The organism is Cyanobium sp. ULC065 (genome assembly GCF_977927515.1).
Map to the genome: position 1 here is coordinate 2,232,869 of NZ_OZ376393.1, position 15,878 is coordinate 2,248,746.

The following is a 15,878-nucleotide window of genomic DNA, read 5'->3' on the forward strand; positions in this document are numbered from 1 at the left end:
TCACTGAATCCGACGCCGACCCTGGCGAGGACCCATTCAGTACGGATTCCCTCCTGTTTTCCAGCTCGGCCGTTGCGGGCGGCTTGATCGGCCTGATGGCCGTGTTCATTCCGTTGATCTCGGTGATGGGATCCCGGCCTGCCGTCCTGCCCCGCCTGAGCCGTCTGCCAAGCGCACCACCGCCCCTGCACCACAATCAGGCCCAGCCGCCTTCCTCGGGCATCGGTCCATTGAGCCTGCCCCGAAAGGTTCAGCGCTGAACAGCCCGTCGCTGAGCTTGCTCACCATGGTGCTTCAGCTGGGTGTTCCACCTGGGAAGAGTCGCCAGCTGCTTGCTCACTTCCTGAACGTTCCCACAGGCAAAGCCAAGTCCAGTGGCAAGTTGTGCGATGGCAACGCCGCACGTGCTGCCCAATGACGACGCTCACAGGCGGTGCACAGGGGGTCTGCAGTGTCTGCTCTCAGGCCACGCGCTGGAGCAGAAAGCCTTCGTAGTCGAGGGCCTGAAAGATGCGTGCAGGGTCGCCGAAGCCTGCGGCATTCACCAATGCCGTGAGGCGGGCATCGCCGATCGGATGGAGGCCCTGGGTGAGGGGGGCGATCCGGTCGGCATCCAGTTCGAGGCCGCTCACCCTCTGAAAGCCGAGCCAGGCCTCGGTGATCTGCTCCTGGAGGAGCGGCAGGGCCGGCCGCATCAGATCCACCAGCACCAGTTGGCCGCCAGGCCGCAGACAGCGGGCCAAGGCACTCAGGAACGCCAGCTTGGTGCCGTCGTCTGGGAGCGACTGGAGCACGAGCACGGAAAGAGCGCCGGCGAACCCCTGCTCGGTGGTGAGCGCCTCTGCCGTGGTTTGCAGCCAGCGGATCGGGGCAGCCTCGCCGAGGCGCTGCCTTGCGGCGGCGAGCATGGCCGCTGAAGGGTCGATCGCAGTGAGTTGCCAATCGGGGCGTTGGGCAACGGCTTCCACCAGCTCAGCCCCCGTGCCGCATCCGGCCACCAGCACCTCGGCGCCCTCAGGAGCGGCGAGCGGGGAAGCGGCGAGCAAGGCCACAGCCAAGCGCGCCAGGCTGGCGTAGCCCGGGATCAACCGCTGCACCACCAGGTCGTAACCCTCGGGTTCGAGCGGATCGATCAGAGGAGAAACTTCAGCTGACGCCAAGGCCCAGGATCCGTTGTCAGCGATGCTAGGCGGCACCGCCGGCTGGGCAGCCCGTTGGCAATCCCGCGACAGCGACGCCGAGCCTGGGAAATGGGCCAACAAGCGTTGCATTCACGGGCAAGGGCCACCGCCTGCAGGTAGGTTGGTCGGCGCCCAGACTCCCTCCCTGCCGTGCCCACGATCCGGTTCGAAAACGAAGGCCAGAACGTCGGTTGCATCGAGGGGGCGAACCTCCGCAAGGCGGCACTCGACGCTGGCATCAACCCGTACAAAGGGTTGAACAACCTCAACAACTGCGGTGGCCTGGGCCAGTGCGGCACCTGCGTCGTCGAGGTGCTGGAGGGCGAGCGCAACCTCTCCCCCCGCAGCGACGTCGAACAGGTGTACCTCTCCGATCGTCCGGCCAACTACCGCCTGAGCTGCCGCACCAGCGTCACGGGGGATGTCACCATCCGCACCCGTCCGGATGCCGCCGTCGGCAAGGGCTCCAACAGTCTGGTTGGTGCGCTCAAGGCCCTCGTCGGCATGAAGTGAGCGTGGGCCTGAGGGTCTACAGCTACGCCGCCTGCTCCACCTGCAGAAAAGCCCTGCGCTGGCTGCAGGAGCAGGGCCTCGACGCCGAGGTGATTGACATCACCCTTCATCCGCCGTCCCTGGAAGAGTTGCGCCGGGCCCTCGCCCAGCTCGAACGCCGCCGCTTGTTCAACACCAGCGGCGTCAGCTACCGCGCCATGGGCTCCTCCGTGGTGAAAGCCATGGACGACGAAGCCGCGTTGGCCGCACTGGCCTCTGACGGGAAGCTGATCAAGCGGCCCTTCCTGATCAGCGCCAGCGGCACCGTGCTCACGGGCTTTGATCCCCAGCAGTGGCAGACGCTGCTTCGACCGGAGGCACCGGCGGCACCGTGAGCTGATCGAGCTCGCGGATCAGGGCATCGATACCGCTGCGGTTGATCTGGCCCAGATAGGTGAGCTTGAGTTCCTCAAGCAGCGAGCACAACAGGTGCTGACTGCGCGTCACGGCTGGGCCCGATTCGAGGCTGCCGGCCAGCTCTTCCCAGAAACGGTCGAGAGAGCGCTGCATCAGGTCGATCTGGCGGTCGTCCGGGTACTCCAGCCGCCGGCCGGCATTGCGGGACAGCTCCAGGAGGCTGTCCACCATGCCGGAGGACAGCTGGCGGGCGAGCTCCTGCTCCACCTGCAGCAGCGGCTGAAGCTGGCGCAGCGCCTGAGGCAGCACGGTCTGCTGCAGGCTCTGCTGAAGGATGTGGCTCAGCAGGGCTCGCAGTTCCGGCGCCAGCCGCGGCATCACGTCGTTGAGCAACAGGGGGCCCCAGATGCGCAACAGCTCCACCAGCTCACGCTCCTCGTTGATCGTCACGGTCTGGTGGCTGCGCAGGGCCCGGATCCGCCGGGGCCAGTGGGGGGAACGGATCAGTCCCTGAGCCCCATCCACCAGCTGCAGGGCCAGCACCTCGAACAACTCCACGGCCAGCAGCGACACCACTCCCCGGCTCACCACCGCGCGCAGCGGCTCGAAGTTGACGAGGCCGCTCACCTGCAGCCGCTCCACCACGGGAACCAGGCGCAGCCAGCGCCAGAAGGGGAGCAGCAGTGGCAGATCGGTCCAGCGGCGCAGCAGCGCTCCCCCCCAGCTCAGCCCGGGGATGCGCCGCCGCAGCCGGGCGGCGCGCAAGAGAATATCAAGCAGAAAGACGCTCTGGAACGCCAGCAGATCCAGTCGCCAGAAGTGGTCGGTGGGGCGGCCGTTCTCATCGATCGATCGCCAGTAGTTGGTGGACACCAGCGGCAGCACCTGCTGCTGCCAGAAGCGGCGCTCCGTTTCCCAGGGGTGCTGGCGCAGCCATGCATCGCTCAGCAGCCTCTCGGCAGAGCCTTTGGCGGAATCCAGGTCACCCTGCTGGCGCAGGCGGTTCTTGATCTTCTCCAGCGTGCCCGCCCCCACCGAAGCCAGGAACGGGTTGTCGTCGATCATCTGCTGGGTGAGCTCCACCTGCCGACGACGCAGCTCCGGCGCGCTCTCACCCGCGGAAAGGGCACGATCGAGCTGCTCGAACGCGGCCAGGTAGGCCTGGGTTTCCCGGTGCGGTTCGATGCCCTTCACCGGGTCGTAGAGGGGGGTGATGTCGGGCAGCAACGGCAGCGGCAGGACCACCGGCAGCGAGGGCAGCGGATAGAGGTTCCGCTGCAGCCAGAAGGTGCGCAGCGGCACGTAGGTGAGGTCGAAGCAGACCCACAGCAGATTGAAGCTGGCCCAGATCGCCACGAAACGGTCCCAGCGGCGCGCCAACGCATTGCTGGCAAAAGGCCGGATCGCATGCCAGCGGGGGCGGACCATGAGCACCGAGCGGTTCGGTCAGGGTAGGAACGCGAGGGAACATGGCTGGGCGCTTAAGGTTTCAAGTCGGCCACTTCGCGCCTCCGGCGCTCTCCCTCCGCTGCCCGAACTCTCTTGACCACTGAGGATCTGCCAAGGCCGCCAGAAGCACCCGCGAACCCCCAGCAGCCGTCCCCTTCGCCGAAGGGCCCTCGCGGTGGTGAAACCGAGAGCGCCTGGGCCTTCTGGCGCAGCGTCCTGATCACCCTGCTGGTGGCGCTGGGCATCCGCCAGTTTCTGATGGAGGCCCGCTTCATCCCCTCCGGCTCGATGCTGCCGGGGCTGCAGATCAACGACCGGCTGCTGGTGGAGAAGCTGTCGCTGCGGAACCGTGAGCCACGGCGGGGCGAAATCCTGGTGTTCAACTCCCCCTTCCATTTCGATCCGGCTCTGCGAAAGGATCGCAACAGTGGTCCGCTGCGCTGCCTGCTGGTGAACATTCCGCTCGTGGGTTCCCTGCCCGGCCTTCAGGAGCCCGCCTGCGATGCCTACATCAAGCGCGTCGTGGCCCTGCCTGGCGAGCGCGTGGCCGTGGATCCTCGCGGGCGGGTGAGCATCAACGGCAAGCTGCTCAATGAGCCGTACGTCAAGAATTACTGCCCCGTCGACAGCCAGGGCGCGGGGCCCTGCCGCACCATCAACACCGTGGTACCGGCCGGTTCGGTGCTGGTGCTGGGCGACAACCGCGCCAACAGCTGGGATGGACGCTTCTGGCCCGGCTCCCCCTTCCTGCCCCAGAAAGAGGTGATCGGCCGGGCCTTCTACCGGTTCTGGCCGCTGGATCGCCTGGGTGAGCTCGGCGAAAACGACAAGGCCAGTGGTGAATCAGCGGTTCCGCCACTGCTCATTCCTGAGGCCCCCGCCACAGCTCCGGCAGCACCCCCACCGCCAGCACCCGCCCGGTAACCGTTTCACCCTCGAAGGGCTGGTTTGCCCCACGCGACGCATAGGGATCGCCTGCCTCCAGGGTTGAAGCGGCGGCGGGATCGAACAGCAACCAGCGGCGTGAACCGGGCTCCAGCCTTTCTTCGTCCAGCCCCAGCAACCTGGCGGGGCCCCAGCAGAGACGCTGCCAAAGCGCAGCAGGCGCCCAACCCTGCTGCACCACCAGCTCCTGCCACAGGGCAGGCAGCACATGGCGGTGACCAGCCAGCCCGGGGCGGCGCTGATCGAGCGGCAGCAGGCGTTCTTCGGCATCAAGCGGCAGGTGATGCACTGCCACCGCTGTGAGCACCCCGTCGGCAAGGGCCTGGATCAAGGCGTGGCGATCCTCCGGGCTGCCCAGCGAGGGTTCAAGGCGCCAGCCTTCTGCCACCGGATCAAGGCTGCCGCTGTCCGCCACCAGGTGCCACCAGCAGACGCTCGCCTGCAGCGGCAGCCCGGAGCTGCGCAACAGGGCCACCCCCGCAGCGGTGGAGAGATTCGCCAGCCGCAGCGGAGCATCGGGCAGGGCGCGGGCCAGCTGCAGCAGGCTCTGCAACGGCAGCGTTTCGCTGAACACGGGATCCGGCGGCCAACCAGCCCGGAGCGCCTCCACGCTCTCCCGCACGAAACCGCCGAGGGTGAGGTCAGGGTCGCGGGGTGAAAGCAACACGGGCAGAGGCCCCGCCTCCGCCAGCCGCAGCCCGCGCTCCAGCAACGCCAGGGGCGGCAGGGCGCCGTCTTCGGCCAGGCCGATGGCGCCGACCGCCGCCAGATCACCATGGGGCGCCAGCTCCTGGCCGCGTCCTCCGCGGCTGAACGCCCCCCAGAGCGGCAGGAGAAAGGGGTCTGGGGCCTGCAACTGCAGCCGCTCCGGACGGTCCCGCCAACTGCCGGCCCGGGGAAGCAAGGCCACGGTGCCATAGCCCGCCGCCGCCGCGGAGGCCACCAGGCTGTCCAGGGTTTCCGCCCGACCAGCGAAGGGCTCCTCCAGGGTGCTGTGGGGATCCACCAAGGCCGGGGCCAGCAGCCAGTCGTGGGCGACCAGCGGCACGAGACCACGATGCTGGGCCTCGCTGGCGGCGGCCTGATCGAAACCGATCAGCACGCCATCATCGAGCAGCACATCGCGGTGGCGCAGGGGCTGATCCGGACCGGCCAGCACCTGCACCTGCGACAGGAAGCGGGCCGCCATCAGAGCGCACCGGCAGCCGTGCGGTCGATCACACCACCGAGGTGGCTGGTGAGGTTGAGGCTGGATACCACCGGCCAGGCGGAAACAGGGCCGCTGAACTGGCGGGCGGGGTAATCGATGACAGTGACGCCGCCGTTGCCCTGCTTGACCATCCAGATGTCGGCGGGGCTGAGCCCGAGCAAGGCGCAGAGCAGGGTTTTGTTGACAGCATCGTGGGCCACCACGAGCGCGGTCTCGTCGTCCGCAAGGCTGCGGGCGATCCGCTCCCAGGTGTCGAGCGAACGATCCCAGACCTGCTGAAGATTCTCCCCATCGGGCATCTGAACGGTGTGGGGCGCCCGCTTCCAGTCGGCCAGCAGCTGGGGCCAACCAGCCTCAATCTCCGCCTCCAGCCTGCCCTCCCACTGGCCATGGCCGATCTCCACCAGGCCCTGCAGGCTGGTGAGTGGCACGCCGGGGTGGAGCGCCAGGATCGCTTCGGCGGTCTGGCGTGGCCGCGCCATGGCACTGCTGTAGGCCCGCTGGATCGGCAGCTCGGCCAGGAAACGGCCGGCGGCGGCGGCCTGCTCCTGGCCATGGCCGTTGAGCGGAATGTCGATCTGCCCCTGGAAGCGCCCCTGGCGGTTCCAGTCGGTTTCGCCGTGGCGCACGAGCAGCAGGCGGGGCCCCTCCCCCTTCGGTGGCACCGGCACACCCAGATGGGCGGTGCCATTGAGCGATTCGATCTGCACCTCCACGGTGTGATCGGGGCGTCGGCGCAGATTCAGCACCGAGAGGGAGGCGTTATCCACGCGCAGCCGCTGAAAGTCGCTGGCGGGAAGACCGAGTGCCGCCAGCAGCAGACAGCGCAGGATGGCGTTGTGGGCCACCACGAGCACCGACACGGGCCCATCAGCCGAAGACGTTTCGGCCGCAGGGTCGGTCACCGGCAGATGGCGCTCCAGCAGGCGTTCGAGGAAATCGGCGGCCTGGTCCCTGAGTTCGGGTACCGGCCGGTAGGGCTGGCCGTGACGGGTCAGTTCGAGGGTGTGGGGGGCCTGGCGCCAGAGCGCGTAGTCGGCAGGAAACCGGTCGCGGATCTCGCGGCTCAGCAGACCGCTCCAGGGGCCCAGATCCACCTCCAGCAGACCGCTGTCCGCCTCGGCGCGCTGTCCGCCGCCATGGGCTTCCAGCAGGGCGGCGGCCGTGGCGCTGGCGCGGCTGAGCGGCGAGGTGTAAGCGGCGGCGATGTCAAGCCCGCGCAGAGCCTCGCCGGTGGCGGTGGCCTGACGAACGCCTTCGCTCGTGAGGGTGGAAAGGTCGTCGCGCCCCTGCACCCGATGCTCGGTGTTGAAGCTGCTCAGCCCGTGACGGACCAGAAGAAGCCGGAGGGGCACAGGGATGGAGCCGCAAGCGAGGCCATCGTATGGGAGGGCTTCAGGGCACAATCGGTGCAAAGACGGGACGTGTTGTGACAACGGCAGGCCCGAGACAACGCATCCCCCCCTGGAAAACGGCGCTGGCCTTCGTCAGCCTGGCCCTCAGCCTGCTGCTCTGGGTCAATGGCCTGGTGGCAAGCCTCACCCGCCCATCGGTTGGCAACGATCTCGGCAGGCGCCAGCTTGAGTTGGCCGCGCTGGCGGCGCCCCAACTGCCCCCCAGCTGGCGTGCCGCCGTGGTGGGCCAGGAGCCGGAAGCCTCACTGCTGGCTGAACTGCAGCGCCAGGCCCAGCTGCCGCCCCTGCCGGACAGCGCCGAAAACGATCAGGACCCCGAGTTTGCCCGCGTCCAGCAGCGCTCCACCCTGTTGACCCGGGCGCTGCTGCTGATCCGTGCGGGCACTCCTGAGGAAGCCCGCCCCCTGCTGGAGCGGCTCGATGACGGCACCGACCCTGGCCAGAGCGCCCTGATCCGGAGCCTGTTGGCGGGCAGCCCAAGAACCGGCGTCGACCCGGTGGCCGCTGCTCTACCGCTGGAGAACCCGCTCCAGCGGCGCCTCACCTGCCAGGCACTGGGCGGGTCTGCAGACCGCTGCGCCCTGCCTGCAGAAGAGCGCCGGGCCAAGGCCCAGCTGCTGGCGGCGAACGCGCTGCCGGCCCTGGCCCTGCTGGCCGGCCTGGCCCTGCTGGTGCGAGCGGCCTGGGTGCGCGTGAGAACCAAACCGAGCCCGCTGCCGCCGCTGGTGGGACCGGAGCTGGGGGCGGTGGATCTGATCCTGCTGATCTCGGGCGGCTTCGTGCTGCTGGGCGAAGTGCTCACGCCGGTGCTGGTGAGCCCGGTGCTGAAGCAGTTGCTCGACGGGCTGCAGGTGGAACCCTCCCTGGCGAAAGGCCTCACCGTGGTGGCGCTCTACCTCGGCCTCATCGCCGCTCCGCTGGCGATTCTGCTGCTGATGCTGCCCAAGGCCGGACCCGAGGGGGGGTGGCTGCAGTTCCGCTGGCGGCCGCTGGCGCCCACTTTGGCAAGGTCGTTTCAATATTTTCTGATGGTGCTGCCGCTGGTGAGCTTCGCCGGCTGGCTGCAGCAGCAGATCTGGCCGGATCCCGGTGGCAGCAATCCGCTGCTGGAGATGGTGCTGAACAACCGCAGCAGCCTGGGCCTGCTGTGTTTCGCCTTCACCGCCGTTGTGCTGGCTCCTCTGTTCGAGGAAGTGATCTTTCGTGGTGTGCTGCTGCCGGTGGTGGCCCGCGACCTTGGACCCAGCTGGGGAGTGGTGATCAGTGCCACCATCTTCGCGGTGGCGCACCTGAGTCTTGGGGAGCTTCCCGCCCTGTTCGTGCTGGGCCTGGCCCTGGGCTGGCTTCGGCTCAACAGCGGCCGGTTGAGTGCAAGTGTGTGGCTGCATTCCCTCTGGAACGGCTTCACCTTCACCAACCTGCTTCTGCTGGGAAGCTGACGTCGCCTTGCTGAGCCTGCGCACGCATGGTTCACTGGCGGATCGAGGCACATTCCCGTGGTCGCTGTCCCTTCAGCCGCACCTGCTGCAGCGCCCTCCCTTCACCGGCGCTCCTTCGCCGTCATCCACGGTTCTCTGTCGTCGCGCAAGGTTGCGCGACAAGCTCCAGTTCTCGCCGTGCTTCACAAGGCTGCTGATGGTCTCCTGATCGCCCTTGGCGGCTCGATGATCGGTCTGGCAGCCCTCACGGTCCACTGGCAGAGCCAATGGACCAGGAGCTACCAGGAATTGGAGTCGTCCCAGGTGCTTGAGCACCGCCTGCAGGAATCGGTGGCCCAGTTGGAGCGCCATCACCTGACGGCGGCTCGGCGGCCCGGTCAGTTGATCCCGACGAGCATCCGCCAACTCGTTTATTTGCCCTCGCCATCGGATCACCACAAGGCCGCTGCGCAACTCCCCCTGCTCGGCCAGGTGAACGCCACCATGCTCGACGTCAGCCAGCGCACCGTTCGTCCCGGTTACTGAGGTGGTGCGATCAAGGGGATGGACCGGTTCCGCGCCGTCTGCGCCCATCCGGCGAAACGACCCCCCTGCGCGCGGTGGCCGCAACCGTCGGGTGGTTGCGTTGCAGTCGGTACCGGCGGGACGGCTAGTGGCCGTGTTCCTGCTGCTGGCCGCCGGCCTGGTCGGTCTGTCGATCCGCCTCGCCTGGCTGCAGGTCAAGGAAGGTGACCGGCTGCAGTCGAGGGCGCGCGCCGTTCAGACCCAGCAGGTGGAACCGATCGGCCGCCGTAGGCCGATCGTGGATCGCCAGGGGCGACTGGTGGCTCTCGATGAAGAGCGCTTCACCCTTTGGGCCCATCCCCGCTTTTTCAACTTTCCGGGCGATGACCCGCAATTGGTCCGCACGCCCACCGATGTGGCCCAGAGGCTGGCATCGGTGCTGGCCATGCCGGAAACAGCCCTCGTTCAGGCCATGGGGCCACGCCGCTCAGGGGTGAAACTCGCCACCGAGCTGGATCCGGAAACTGCCCGCCGTGTGCGGGAGCTGGGCATCAGCGGCTTGGATCTTGAGGCCTACCCCCAGCGCATCTATCCCCAGGGGCAGCTGTTCGCCAACGTGGTGGGGTTCCTCAATCTCGAACGGGTGGCCCAGGCGGGCCTTGAGCAGAGCCGCGACAAGGAACTCCGCCGCCACGAGGGCGTGCGCAAGATGCGCCGCGGCGCCGATGGCACCCCTCTGCCGGACGGCATCCAGGCCGGTGCCCTCTACAGCGACGACCTGAGGCTTCAGCTCACCCTCGACGCCAGGCTGCAGCAGGTGGCCCAGCAGGCGCTGGTGAAGCAGATGAAGCAATGGAAGGCGAAACGCGGCGCCGCCATGGTGATGGACGTGCGCAATGGCGAACTGCTGGCGCTGGCCTCCGCCCCCAGCTACGACCCCAACCGGTTCTGGAGCTTCTCGCCGTCCCTCTTCCGGGAGTGGTCGGTGCAGGATCTCTACGAACCGGGCTCCACCTTCAAGCCGATCAACCTGGCGATTGCTTTGCAGGAAAAAGCGATCAAGGCCGATGGAAAAGTGAGCGACAGCGGCCAGCTCACGATCGGCGGCTGGCCGATCTTCAACCACGACCGCAAGGGCAACGGCCTGATCGATTTCCCCACCGTGCTGCAGGTGTCGAGCAACGTGGGCATGGTGCTGGCCATGCGGCAGGTGAAGCCGGTGCAGTTCTGGGAATGGCTGCGCAGGATCGGCATCGACACGACACCGGACACTGACCTGCCGGGAGCCGTCGCCGGTCAGCTCAAGAGCCGGGAGATCTTCACCACCCAACCGATCGAGCCGGCCACCGCGGCCTTTGGCCAGGGCTTCTCGCTCACCCCGCTCAAGCTGCTGCAGCTCCACGCCATGCTCGCCAACGGCGGCCGGCTGGTGAGCCCGCACATCACCCGCGGCCTGCGCTCGGGCGAAGGTCTGGCGGACGCCGCACCACCGGCCCAGGGCCTGCCGGTGCTGGATCCGGCCGTCACCAAGCAGGTGCTGGTCTGGATGGAATCGGTGGTGAAGAGCAGCAGTAGTCCTGGCGTGAAGATGGAGGGGTACCGGATCGGCGGCAAGACCGGCACGGCCCAGAAGGCCCTCAACGGCGTGTACATCGCCGGCGCCCGCATCTGTAGCTTCGTGGCCACCCTGCCGATCGAGGACCCCCGCTACGTGGTGCTGGTGGTGGTGGACGAACCCCAGGGGTCCAATGCCTACGGCTCCACCGTGGCGGTGCCGGTAGCCCGGCAGATCATCGAAGCCCTGCTGGTGCTCGAAAAGGTGGCCCCCAGCGAACCGGCGCGCAATCCCGCTGCGGCTGCAGGCGCTCAAGCTGGAGCTGCTGGCAGGGCCACCCCGGCTCAGGGGACCGCAACGGTGCGGGGTTGAGCACGGTCAGGAGTGGGCCGCAAAGCTGCTCAGTAGCTTGAGACTCCACGCTTGTGTGTGCAGCCATGGCCAACCTGCTCGATCAACTCGCCGCCATGACCGTGGTGGTGGCGGACACGGGAGAGTTGGAAGCCATCAAGCAGTTCACCCCTCGGGACGCCACCACCAACCCGTCGCTGATCCTGGCGGCGGCCCAGATTCCCCTGTATCAGGGCCTGATCGACGAGTCCCTGCAGGCCTCCCGCCAGGTGATCGGCCCCGATGCACCGGCCGAGGCCGTGGTGCTGGAAGCGCTTGATGAAATCTGTGTCACCTTCGGCAAGGAGATCCTGCGCATCGTGCCTGGGCGGGTGTCCACGGAGGTGGATGCGCGGCTCAGCTTCGACACCGCCGCCTCAGTGGCCAAGGCCCGCAAGCTGATCGGCCTCTATGAGGAGGCCGGCATCGGCCGCGAGCGGGTGCTGATCAAGATCGCCTCCACCTGGGAGGGCATCAAGGCCGCAGAGGAGCTGGAGAAAGAAGGCATCCACTGCAACCTCACTCTGCTGTTCAGTTTCACCCAGGCGGTGGCCTGCGCTGAAGCCGGCGTCACCTTGATCTCGCCCTTCGTGGGCCGCATCCTCGACTGGTACAAGCAGGACACCGGCCGTGATCACTACCCGGGCCCGGAAGATCCCGGTGTGATCTCCGTCACCAGCATCTTCAACTACTACAAAACGCACGGCTACACCACGGAAGTGATGGGAGCCAGCTTCCGCAACATCGAGGAGATCATTGAACTCGCCGGCTGCGACCTGCTCACGATCTCGCCCAAGCTGCTCGACCAGTTGCGGCAACGGGAGGGGGTTCTGATCCGGAAGCTCGATGCGGAGGCGCCGGCGGCCTCCGAAGCCAAGCTGCAGCTCGATCGCGCCGGATTCGAGGCCCGCATGGCCAACGACCGCATGGCCAGCGAGAAGCTGGAGGAAGGCATCAGCGGCTTCTGCAAGGCAATCGAAACCCTCGAAGCCCAGCTGGCCCACCGGCTGGCTGAACTGGAGGGTGAAGCCGCCTTCGCCCATGCCGCACAGGAGATCTTCCTGCTCAACGACATGGATGGCGACGGCTGCATCACCCGCGAGGAATGGCTCGGCAGCGACGCGGTGTTCGACGCGCTCGACACCGACCATGATGGCCGCCTGGTCCCGGAAGACGTCCGTGGCGGCCTCGGCGCACCGCTGGCGCTCTCTCTCTCAGCAACGGCCGCCGGCTGAGGGCGTCCTCGGCTGAAGCAGCCTTGAGCTGAAGGAGTGCTGGGCTGAAGGAGCCCTTAACCTCCGGGGCTCACACTGGGATCAGTTGCCCACCGGCCATGACCGTTCACGCCCTCGACACGATGCGTGCCCTCGCCTCCCAGGGAGAAGTGCGCGCCTTTGCCGCCGGCGAGCGTATCTTCAGCGCCGGTGATTCCGGCGACTGCATGTTCGGTGTGCTGGAGGGCGTGGTTCAGCTCAGCTGGAACGGCGATTCCGCCCGTGAGGAGATCCAGGCGGGCGATGTGTTCGGGGCAGGCGCCCTGGTCACCGGCGATCACCGACGTTATGGCAACGCCACGGCCTTGAACGACTGCCGCCTCCTGGTGATGAACCGGGAGAAGTTCCTGTTCGCCGTGCAGGAATCGCCCATGTTCGCGATCGAGCTGCTCGGCTCGATCGACGAACGGCTGCGCCACATCAAGGATTCCCTGCGCCGCTGAGCAGCAGCCGGCGGATCACCCGCTGGGCGATGTCGCCGTAGCCCATGTCGCCCGAGAGGATCTGGGCGATGCGCTGCGGCGCCGTGGGGCGCTTGATACCCAGCTGATAGCCCACCCGCGGCACCCGATAGAACACCTGGGCGATGCGGCGCCCCCAGGCCATTGAGCTGCCCCACTCCTTGCGCATGGTGTCGCTGTAGGCGGCCAGGGCTGCGCTGTCGCCCGACAGCCAGCCATCGATTCCTGCCGCAGCGCGGGTGGCACTCAACAGGGCTGGCCGCAATCCTTCCGCCAGAAAGGGGTCGCAGAGGGAGGCTGCATCACCCACCACCGCCAGGCCATCGCCATGCAGGCGGTGGTGGCCATCCCACACCCGCAGCGGCCACTGGCGCCGCACGCCGCTGGCGGCCTCGAAACCAAGGCTGGGCAACAGCCGGGCCAGGGCGGCCTCACCATCGACAAGATCCCGGCCCAGGAAGGTGCCCACCCCCACGCTCATGCCCCCCTCGCGGGGAAACGCCCAGCAGAAGCCGTGGCGCACCAGGCCGAATTCAAAGCGGGCCGTGTCCGGCTCCAGCGCGGCGCCCTCCAGCTCCACCGACAGGGCCGCGGCGTAGCGGGGGCGCGGTGACCCCAGCCCCAGAGGAGCGGCGAGGCGCGAACAGGCGCCATCGGCGATCACCACGGCCCTGGCCTGCAGGGCGCCGCCCCGCTCCAGCTGCACCTGCCAGTGCTCCCCCTGCCGCACGATGGCGCTGACGGCAGTGCCGGCCATCAGGTCGGCGCCAGCCGCCACTGCCTGACGGGCCAGGAAGGCGTCGAGCACGGAGCGGCGCACGATCCAGAACGGCGATGCCCCCGGCAGCTCCGCCAGCACAGGATCCTCCAGGCACCAGGTGAACCGCACCTGTGTGATCACCCGATCCACGGCCGGCCCGAGATCGAAGGGGAACCAGCGCTGCACCGAGGCTGCCATGCCGCCACCGCAGGGCTTGGCGCGCGGCATCTCCGCCGCCTCCAGCAGCTTCACGCGCCAGCCCTTAGCCGCCAGCTGGAAAGCGCTCGCCGCTCCGGCAGCTCCGCTGCCGACGACGATCACATCGGCATCCAGCGGACTCAAACCCGAAGGATGTCGGCTTCCTTCTCCGCCAGGTGCTTCTCAAGCTCGGCAATGAAGCGGTCGGTGAGCTTCTGCACGTTGTCCTGCTGATCGCGGCTCTGATCCTCGGAAAGCTCGCCGTCCTTCTCCTGCTTCTTGAGCTTCTCGATGGCGTCACGGCGCAGATTGCGCAGGGCCACCTTGCCTTCCTCGGCGTAGCGGGAGGCCAGCTTGCAGAAATCCTTGCGGCGCTCTTCGGTGAGCGGCGGGATATTGATGCGGATCACCTTGCCGTCATTGTTGGGGGTGAGGCCCAGATCACTCATGGAGATCGCCTTCTCGATCAAGCCCATCGAACCGGAATCGAAGGGCTGGATCTGGATCGTCTGAGAGTCGGGCGTGGAGATGGTGGCGAGGGAACGCAGGGGGGTATCTGCGCCGTAGTACTCCACGCTCAGCTTGTCGAGCAGGGAGGGGTTGGCCCGGCCGGTGCGAATCGTATTGAAGGTGCGCTGGGTGGCTTCCACCGACTTGCGCATGCTGGCTTCGAGTTCCATGAAGGAGTGGGGTGAGGGGAAGGGCTCAGCGGGCCGGGGTGATGCGGGTGCCGATCGGCTCACCCGCCACGGCGCGACCGATGTTGCCGGCACCGAAGAGATCGAACACCACGATCGGGATGGCGTTGTCCTTGCACAGGGCGATGGCGGTGCTGTCCATGACGGCCAGTTCGCCGCTCAGCACATCCTGGAAGGTGAGGCTCTCGTACCGAACGGCATCCGGGTAGCGGGCGGGATCCTTGTCGTAGACCCCATCCACCTTGGTGGCCTTGAACACCACGTCCGCGTTGATCTCGGCCGCCCGCAGAGCGGCGGTGGTGTCGGTGGTGAAGAAGGGGTTGCCGCAGCCGGCGCCGAACACCACCACCCGCCCTTTCTCCAGGTGGCGGATCGCCCGGCGCCGGATATAAGGCTCGGCCACTTCCTGCATGCCGATCGCCGTCTGCACGCGAGTGGGAACACCGGCGCGCTCAAGGGCGTCCTGAAGGGTGATGGCGTTCATCACCGTGGCCAGCATGCCCACGTAATCGGCGGTGGCACGGTCCATGCCTGCCGAGGAACCCTTGAGGCCCCGGAAGATGTTGCCGCCACCCACCACGATCGCCAGTTCGGTGCCGGAAGCCACCACAGCCGCCACATCCGTGGCGATCGACTGGACAATGGCCGGATCTATGCCATAGCCCAGCTCCCCCATCAGCGCTTCCCCGCTGAGTTTGAGCAGGACGCGCTTGAATGCCATCGTTATGAGCGCTCAGCCGCTGCGGACGGCCGAACAGTAGCAAGCATGGCGGTCGCTAGAACTCGATGCCGGCCTGCGCTTTCACACCCTGCTCACGGAAGGGGTGGCGCACCAGGCGCATTTCCGTCACCAGATCCGCCCGTTCGAGCAGCGCCGGCGGCGCCCCACGCCCGGTGAGCGCCACATGGGTGAGCGGTGGCCTTCGGCTCAGCCCATCGAGTACCTGCTCAACAGCGAGATAGCCCAACTTGATGGCTACGTTCACCTCATCAAGAACCACGAGCTTGCGGCCGGCGTCTTCGAGGTAGGTGAGCGATGTCTGCCAGGCCTGCTGCACCAGCGCGCGGTCACGCTCCCGGTCCTGGGTCTCCCAGGTGAATCCCTCTCCCAGGGCGCGCCAGTGCAGCGCCTCACCGAACAGCTCCAGGGCGCGGGCTTCACCCGGCTGCCAACCCCCCTTGATGAACTGCACCACAGCCACCTGCTCGCCGTGCCCCAGGGTGCGCAGCACCAATCCCAGCGCTGCGGTGGTCTTGCCCTTGCCGTCGCCGGTGAACACCAGCACCAGACCCTTCTCCAGGTTGCGCTCCCCCACCCGCTGGCGCTGCACCTCCTGACGCCGCTGCATGCGGCGGCGGTAGGCCTCCCCATCGGCCTCCGGCGCCAGAGCCCCTCCGGGACCCAGGCGGGCCGCCTCCTGATCCAGCGCGCTGGCATCGGGAACTGGGGCGGTAACAGCCAGGTCAGTGGCAGCAAGGGACATAGGAGT

Annotated in this window: 16 protein-coding genes; 8 read left to right on the forward strand and 8 right to left on the reverse strand. The window is 67.6% G+C overall.

Translation table 11 applies throughout. The features are described 5' to 3' along the window. Window positions 1–461 precede the first annotated feature (461 nt). Entirely contained in the window at window positions 462–1,160 is a 699-nt protein-coding gene (locus ACXMDP_RS10975; protein WP_259730555.1) for a class I SAM-dependent methyltransferase, read from the reverse strand. 171 nt (window positions 1,161–1,331) lie between these two features. Between ACXMDP_RS10975 and ACXMDP_RS10980 the strand changes: the two genes are divergently transcribed. Beyond that, entirely contained in the window at window positions 1,332–1,694 is a 363-nt protein-coding gene (locus ACXMDP_RS10980; protein WP_094512953.1) for a 2Fe-2S iron-sulfur cluster-binding protein, read from the forward strand. Continuing rightward, window positions 1,691–2,068, forward strand: coding sequence for a Spx/MgsR family RNA polymerase-binding regulatory protein (locus tag ACXMDP_RS10985; RefSeq protein WP_259730556.1), 378 nt, complete (start codon window positions 1,691–1,693; stop codon window positions 2,066–2,068). Before ACXMDP_RS10980 ends, ACXMDP_RS10985 begins: the two co-directional genes overlap by 4 nt. Here ACXMDP_RS10985 and ACXMDP_RS10990 read toward each other — a convergent pair. Continuing rightward, entirely contained in the window at window positions 2,004–3,518 is a 1,515-nt protein-coding gene (locus tag ACXMDP_RS10990; RefSeq protein WP_259730624.1) for a hypothetical protein, read from the reverse strand. The genes ACXMDP_RS10985 and ACXMDP_RS10990 overlap by 65 nt on opposite strands. A gap of 114 nt (window positions 3,519–3,632) precedes the next feature. Between ACXMDP_RS10990 and lepB the strand changes: the two genes are divergently transcribed. Further along, window positions 3,633–4,463 (forward strand): signal peptidase I, encoded by an 831-nt coding sequence (lepB, locus tag ACXMDP_RS10995; protein ID WP_259730557.1) that lies wholly within the window; start codon window positions 3,633–3,635, stop codon window positions 4,461–4,463. On the opposite strand, the gene ACXMDP_RS11000 is transcribed toward lepB, so the two are convergent. Beyond that, window positions 4,402–5,673 (reverse strand): dihydroorotase, encoded by a 1,272-nt coding sequence (locus tag ACXMDP_RS11000; RefSeq protein WP_259730558.1) that lies wholly within the window; start codon window positions 5,671–5,673, stop codon window positions 4,402–4,404. The genes lepB and ACXMDP_RS11000 overlap by 62 nt on opposite strands. Beyond that, entirely contained in the window at window positions 5,673–7,049 is a 1,377-nt protein-coding gene (locus ACXMDP_RS11005) for a histidine phosphatase family protein (protein ID WP_259730559.1), read from the reverse strand. The genes ACXMDP_RS11000 and ACXMDP_RS11005 overlap by 1 nt, the downstream gene beginning before the upstream one ends. A gap of 74 nt (window positions 7,050–7,123) precedes the next feature. Between ACXMDP_RS11005 and ACXMDP_RS11010 the strand changes: the two genes are divergently transcribed. From ACXMDP_RS11010 to ACXMDP_RS11030, 5 genes are all read left to right on the forward strand, one after another. Next, the gene (locus tag ACXMDP_RS11010; protein WP_259730560.1) at window positions 7,124–8,548 is read left to right on the forward strand and encodes a CPBP family intramembrane glutamic endopeptidase; all 1,425 of its coding nucleotides are present in this window, start codon (window positions 7,124–7,126) and stop codon (window positions 8,546–8,548) included. A 177-nt stretch (window positions 8,549–8,725) separates the two neighbouring features. Beyond that, a complete protein-coding gene (locus ACXMDP_RS11015; RefSeq protein ID WP_094512957.1) occupies window positions 8,726–9,073 on the forward strand; it encodes a hypothetical protein in 348 nt (115 codons plus the stop codon). A 91-nt stretch (window positions 9,074–9,164) separates the two neighbouring features. Beyond that, window positions 9,165–10,979 carry a peptidoglycan D,D-transpeptidase FtsI family protein gene (locus ACXMDP_RS11020; protein ID WP_259730561.1) on the forward strand — a complete coding sequence of 605 codons (1,815 nt, stop codon included), beginning with the start codon at window positions 9,165–9,167 and terminating at the stop codon, window positions 10,977–10,979. A gap of 65 nt (window positions 10,980–11,044) precedes the next feature. Further along, window positions 11,045–12,232, forward strand: a complete 1,188-nt coding sequence (locus tag ACXMDP_RS11025; protein ID WP_094512959.1) for a transaldolase — start codon at window positions 11,045–11,047, stop codon at window positions 12,230–12,232. 98 nt (window positions 12,233–12,330) lie between these two features. Continuing rightward, window positions 12,331–12,714, forward strand: coding sequence for a Crp/Fnr family transcriptional regulator (locus tag ACXMDP_RS11030; protein WP_259730562.1), 384 nt, complete (start codon window positions 12,331–12,333; stop codon window positions 12,712–12,714). Here ACXMDP_RS11030 and ACXMDP_RS11035 read toward each other — a convergent pair. From ACXMDP_RS11035 to cobO, 4 genes are read right to left on the reverse strand one after another with little or no spacing between them, the layout of a single operon-like run. After that, on the reverse strand, window positions 12,692–13,825 hold the full coding sequence (locus tag ACXMDP_RS11035) for an NAD(P)/FAD-dependent oxidoreductase (RefSeq protein ID WP_259730625.1): 1,134 nt from the start codon (window positions 13,823–13,825) through the stop codon (window positions 12,692–12,694). The two genes, ACXMDP_RS11030 and ACXMDP_RS11035, sit on opposite strands and share 23 nt — an antisense overlap. Before the next feature lie 5 nt (window positions 13,826–13,830). Then, window positions 13,831–14,370 carry a ribosome recycling factor gene (gene frr, locus ACXMDP_RS11040; protein WP_094512960.1) on the reverse strand — a complete coding sequence of 180 codons (540 nt, stop codon included), beginning with the start codon at window positions 14,368–14,370 and terminating at the stop codon, window positions 13,831–13,833. Window positions 14,371–14,395: 25 nt separating this feature from the next. After that, window positions 14,396–15,109 (reverse strand): UMP kinase, encoded by a 714-nt coding sequence (gene pyrH / locus ACXMDP_RS11045; RefSeq protein WP_094512961.1) that lies wholly within the window; start codon window positions 15,107–15,109, stop codon window positions 14,396–14,398. 55 nt (window positions 15,110–15,164) lie between these two features. Next, complete coding sequence (gene cobO, locus ACXMDP_RS11050; RefSeq protein WP_259730563.1) at window positions 15,165–15,872, reverse strand: cob(I)yrinic acid a,c-diamide adenosyltransferase; 708 nt, start codon at window positions 15,870–15,872, stop codon at window positions 15,165–15,167. Window positions 15,873–15,878: the final 6 nt, after the last annotated feature.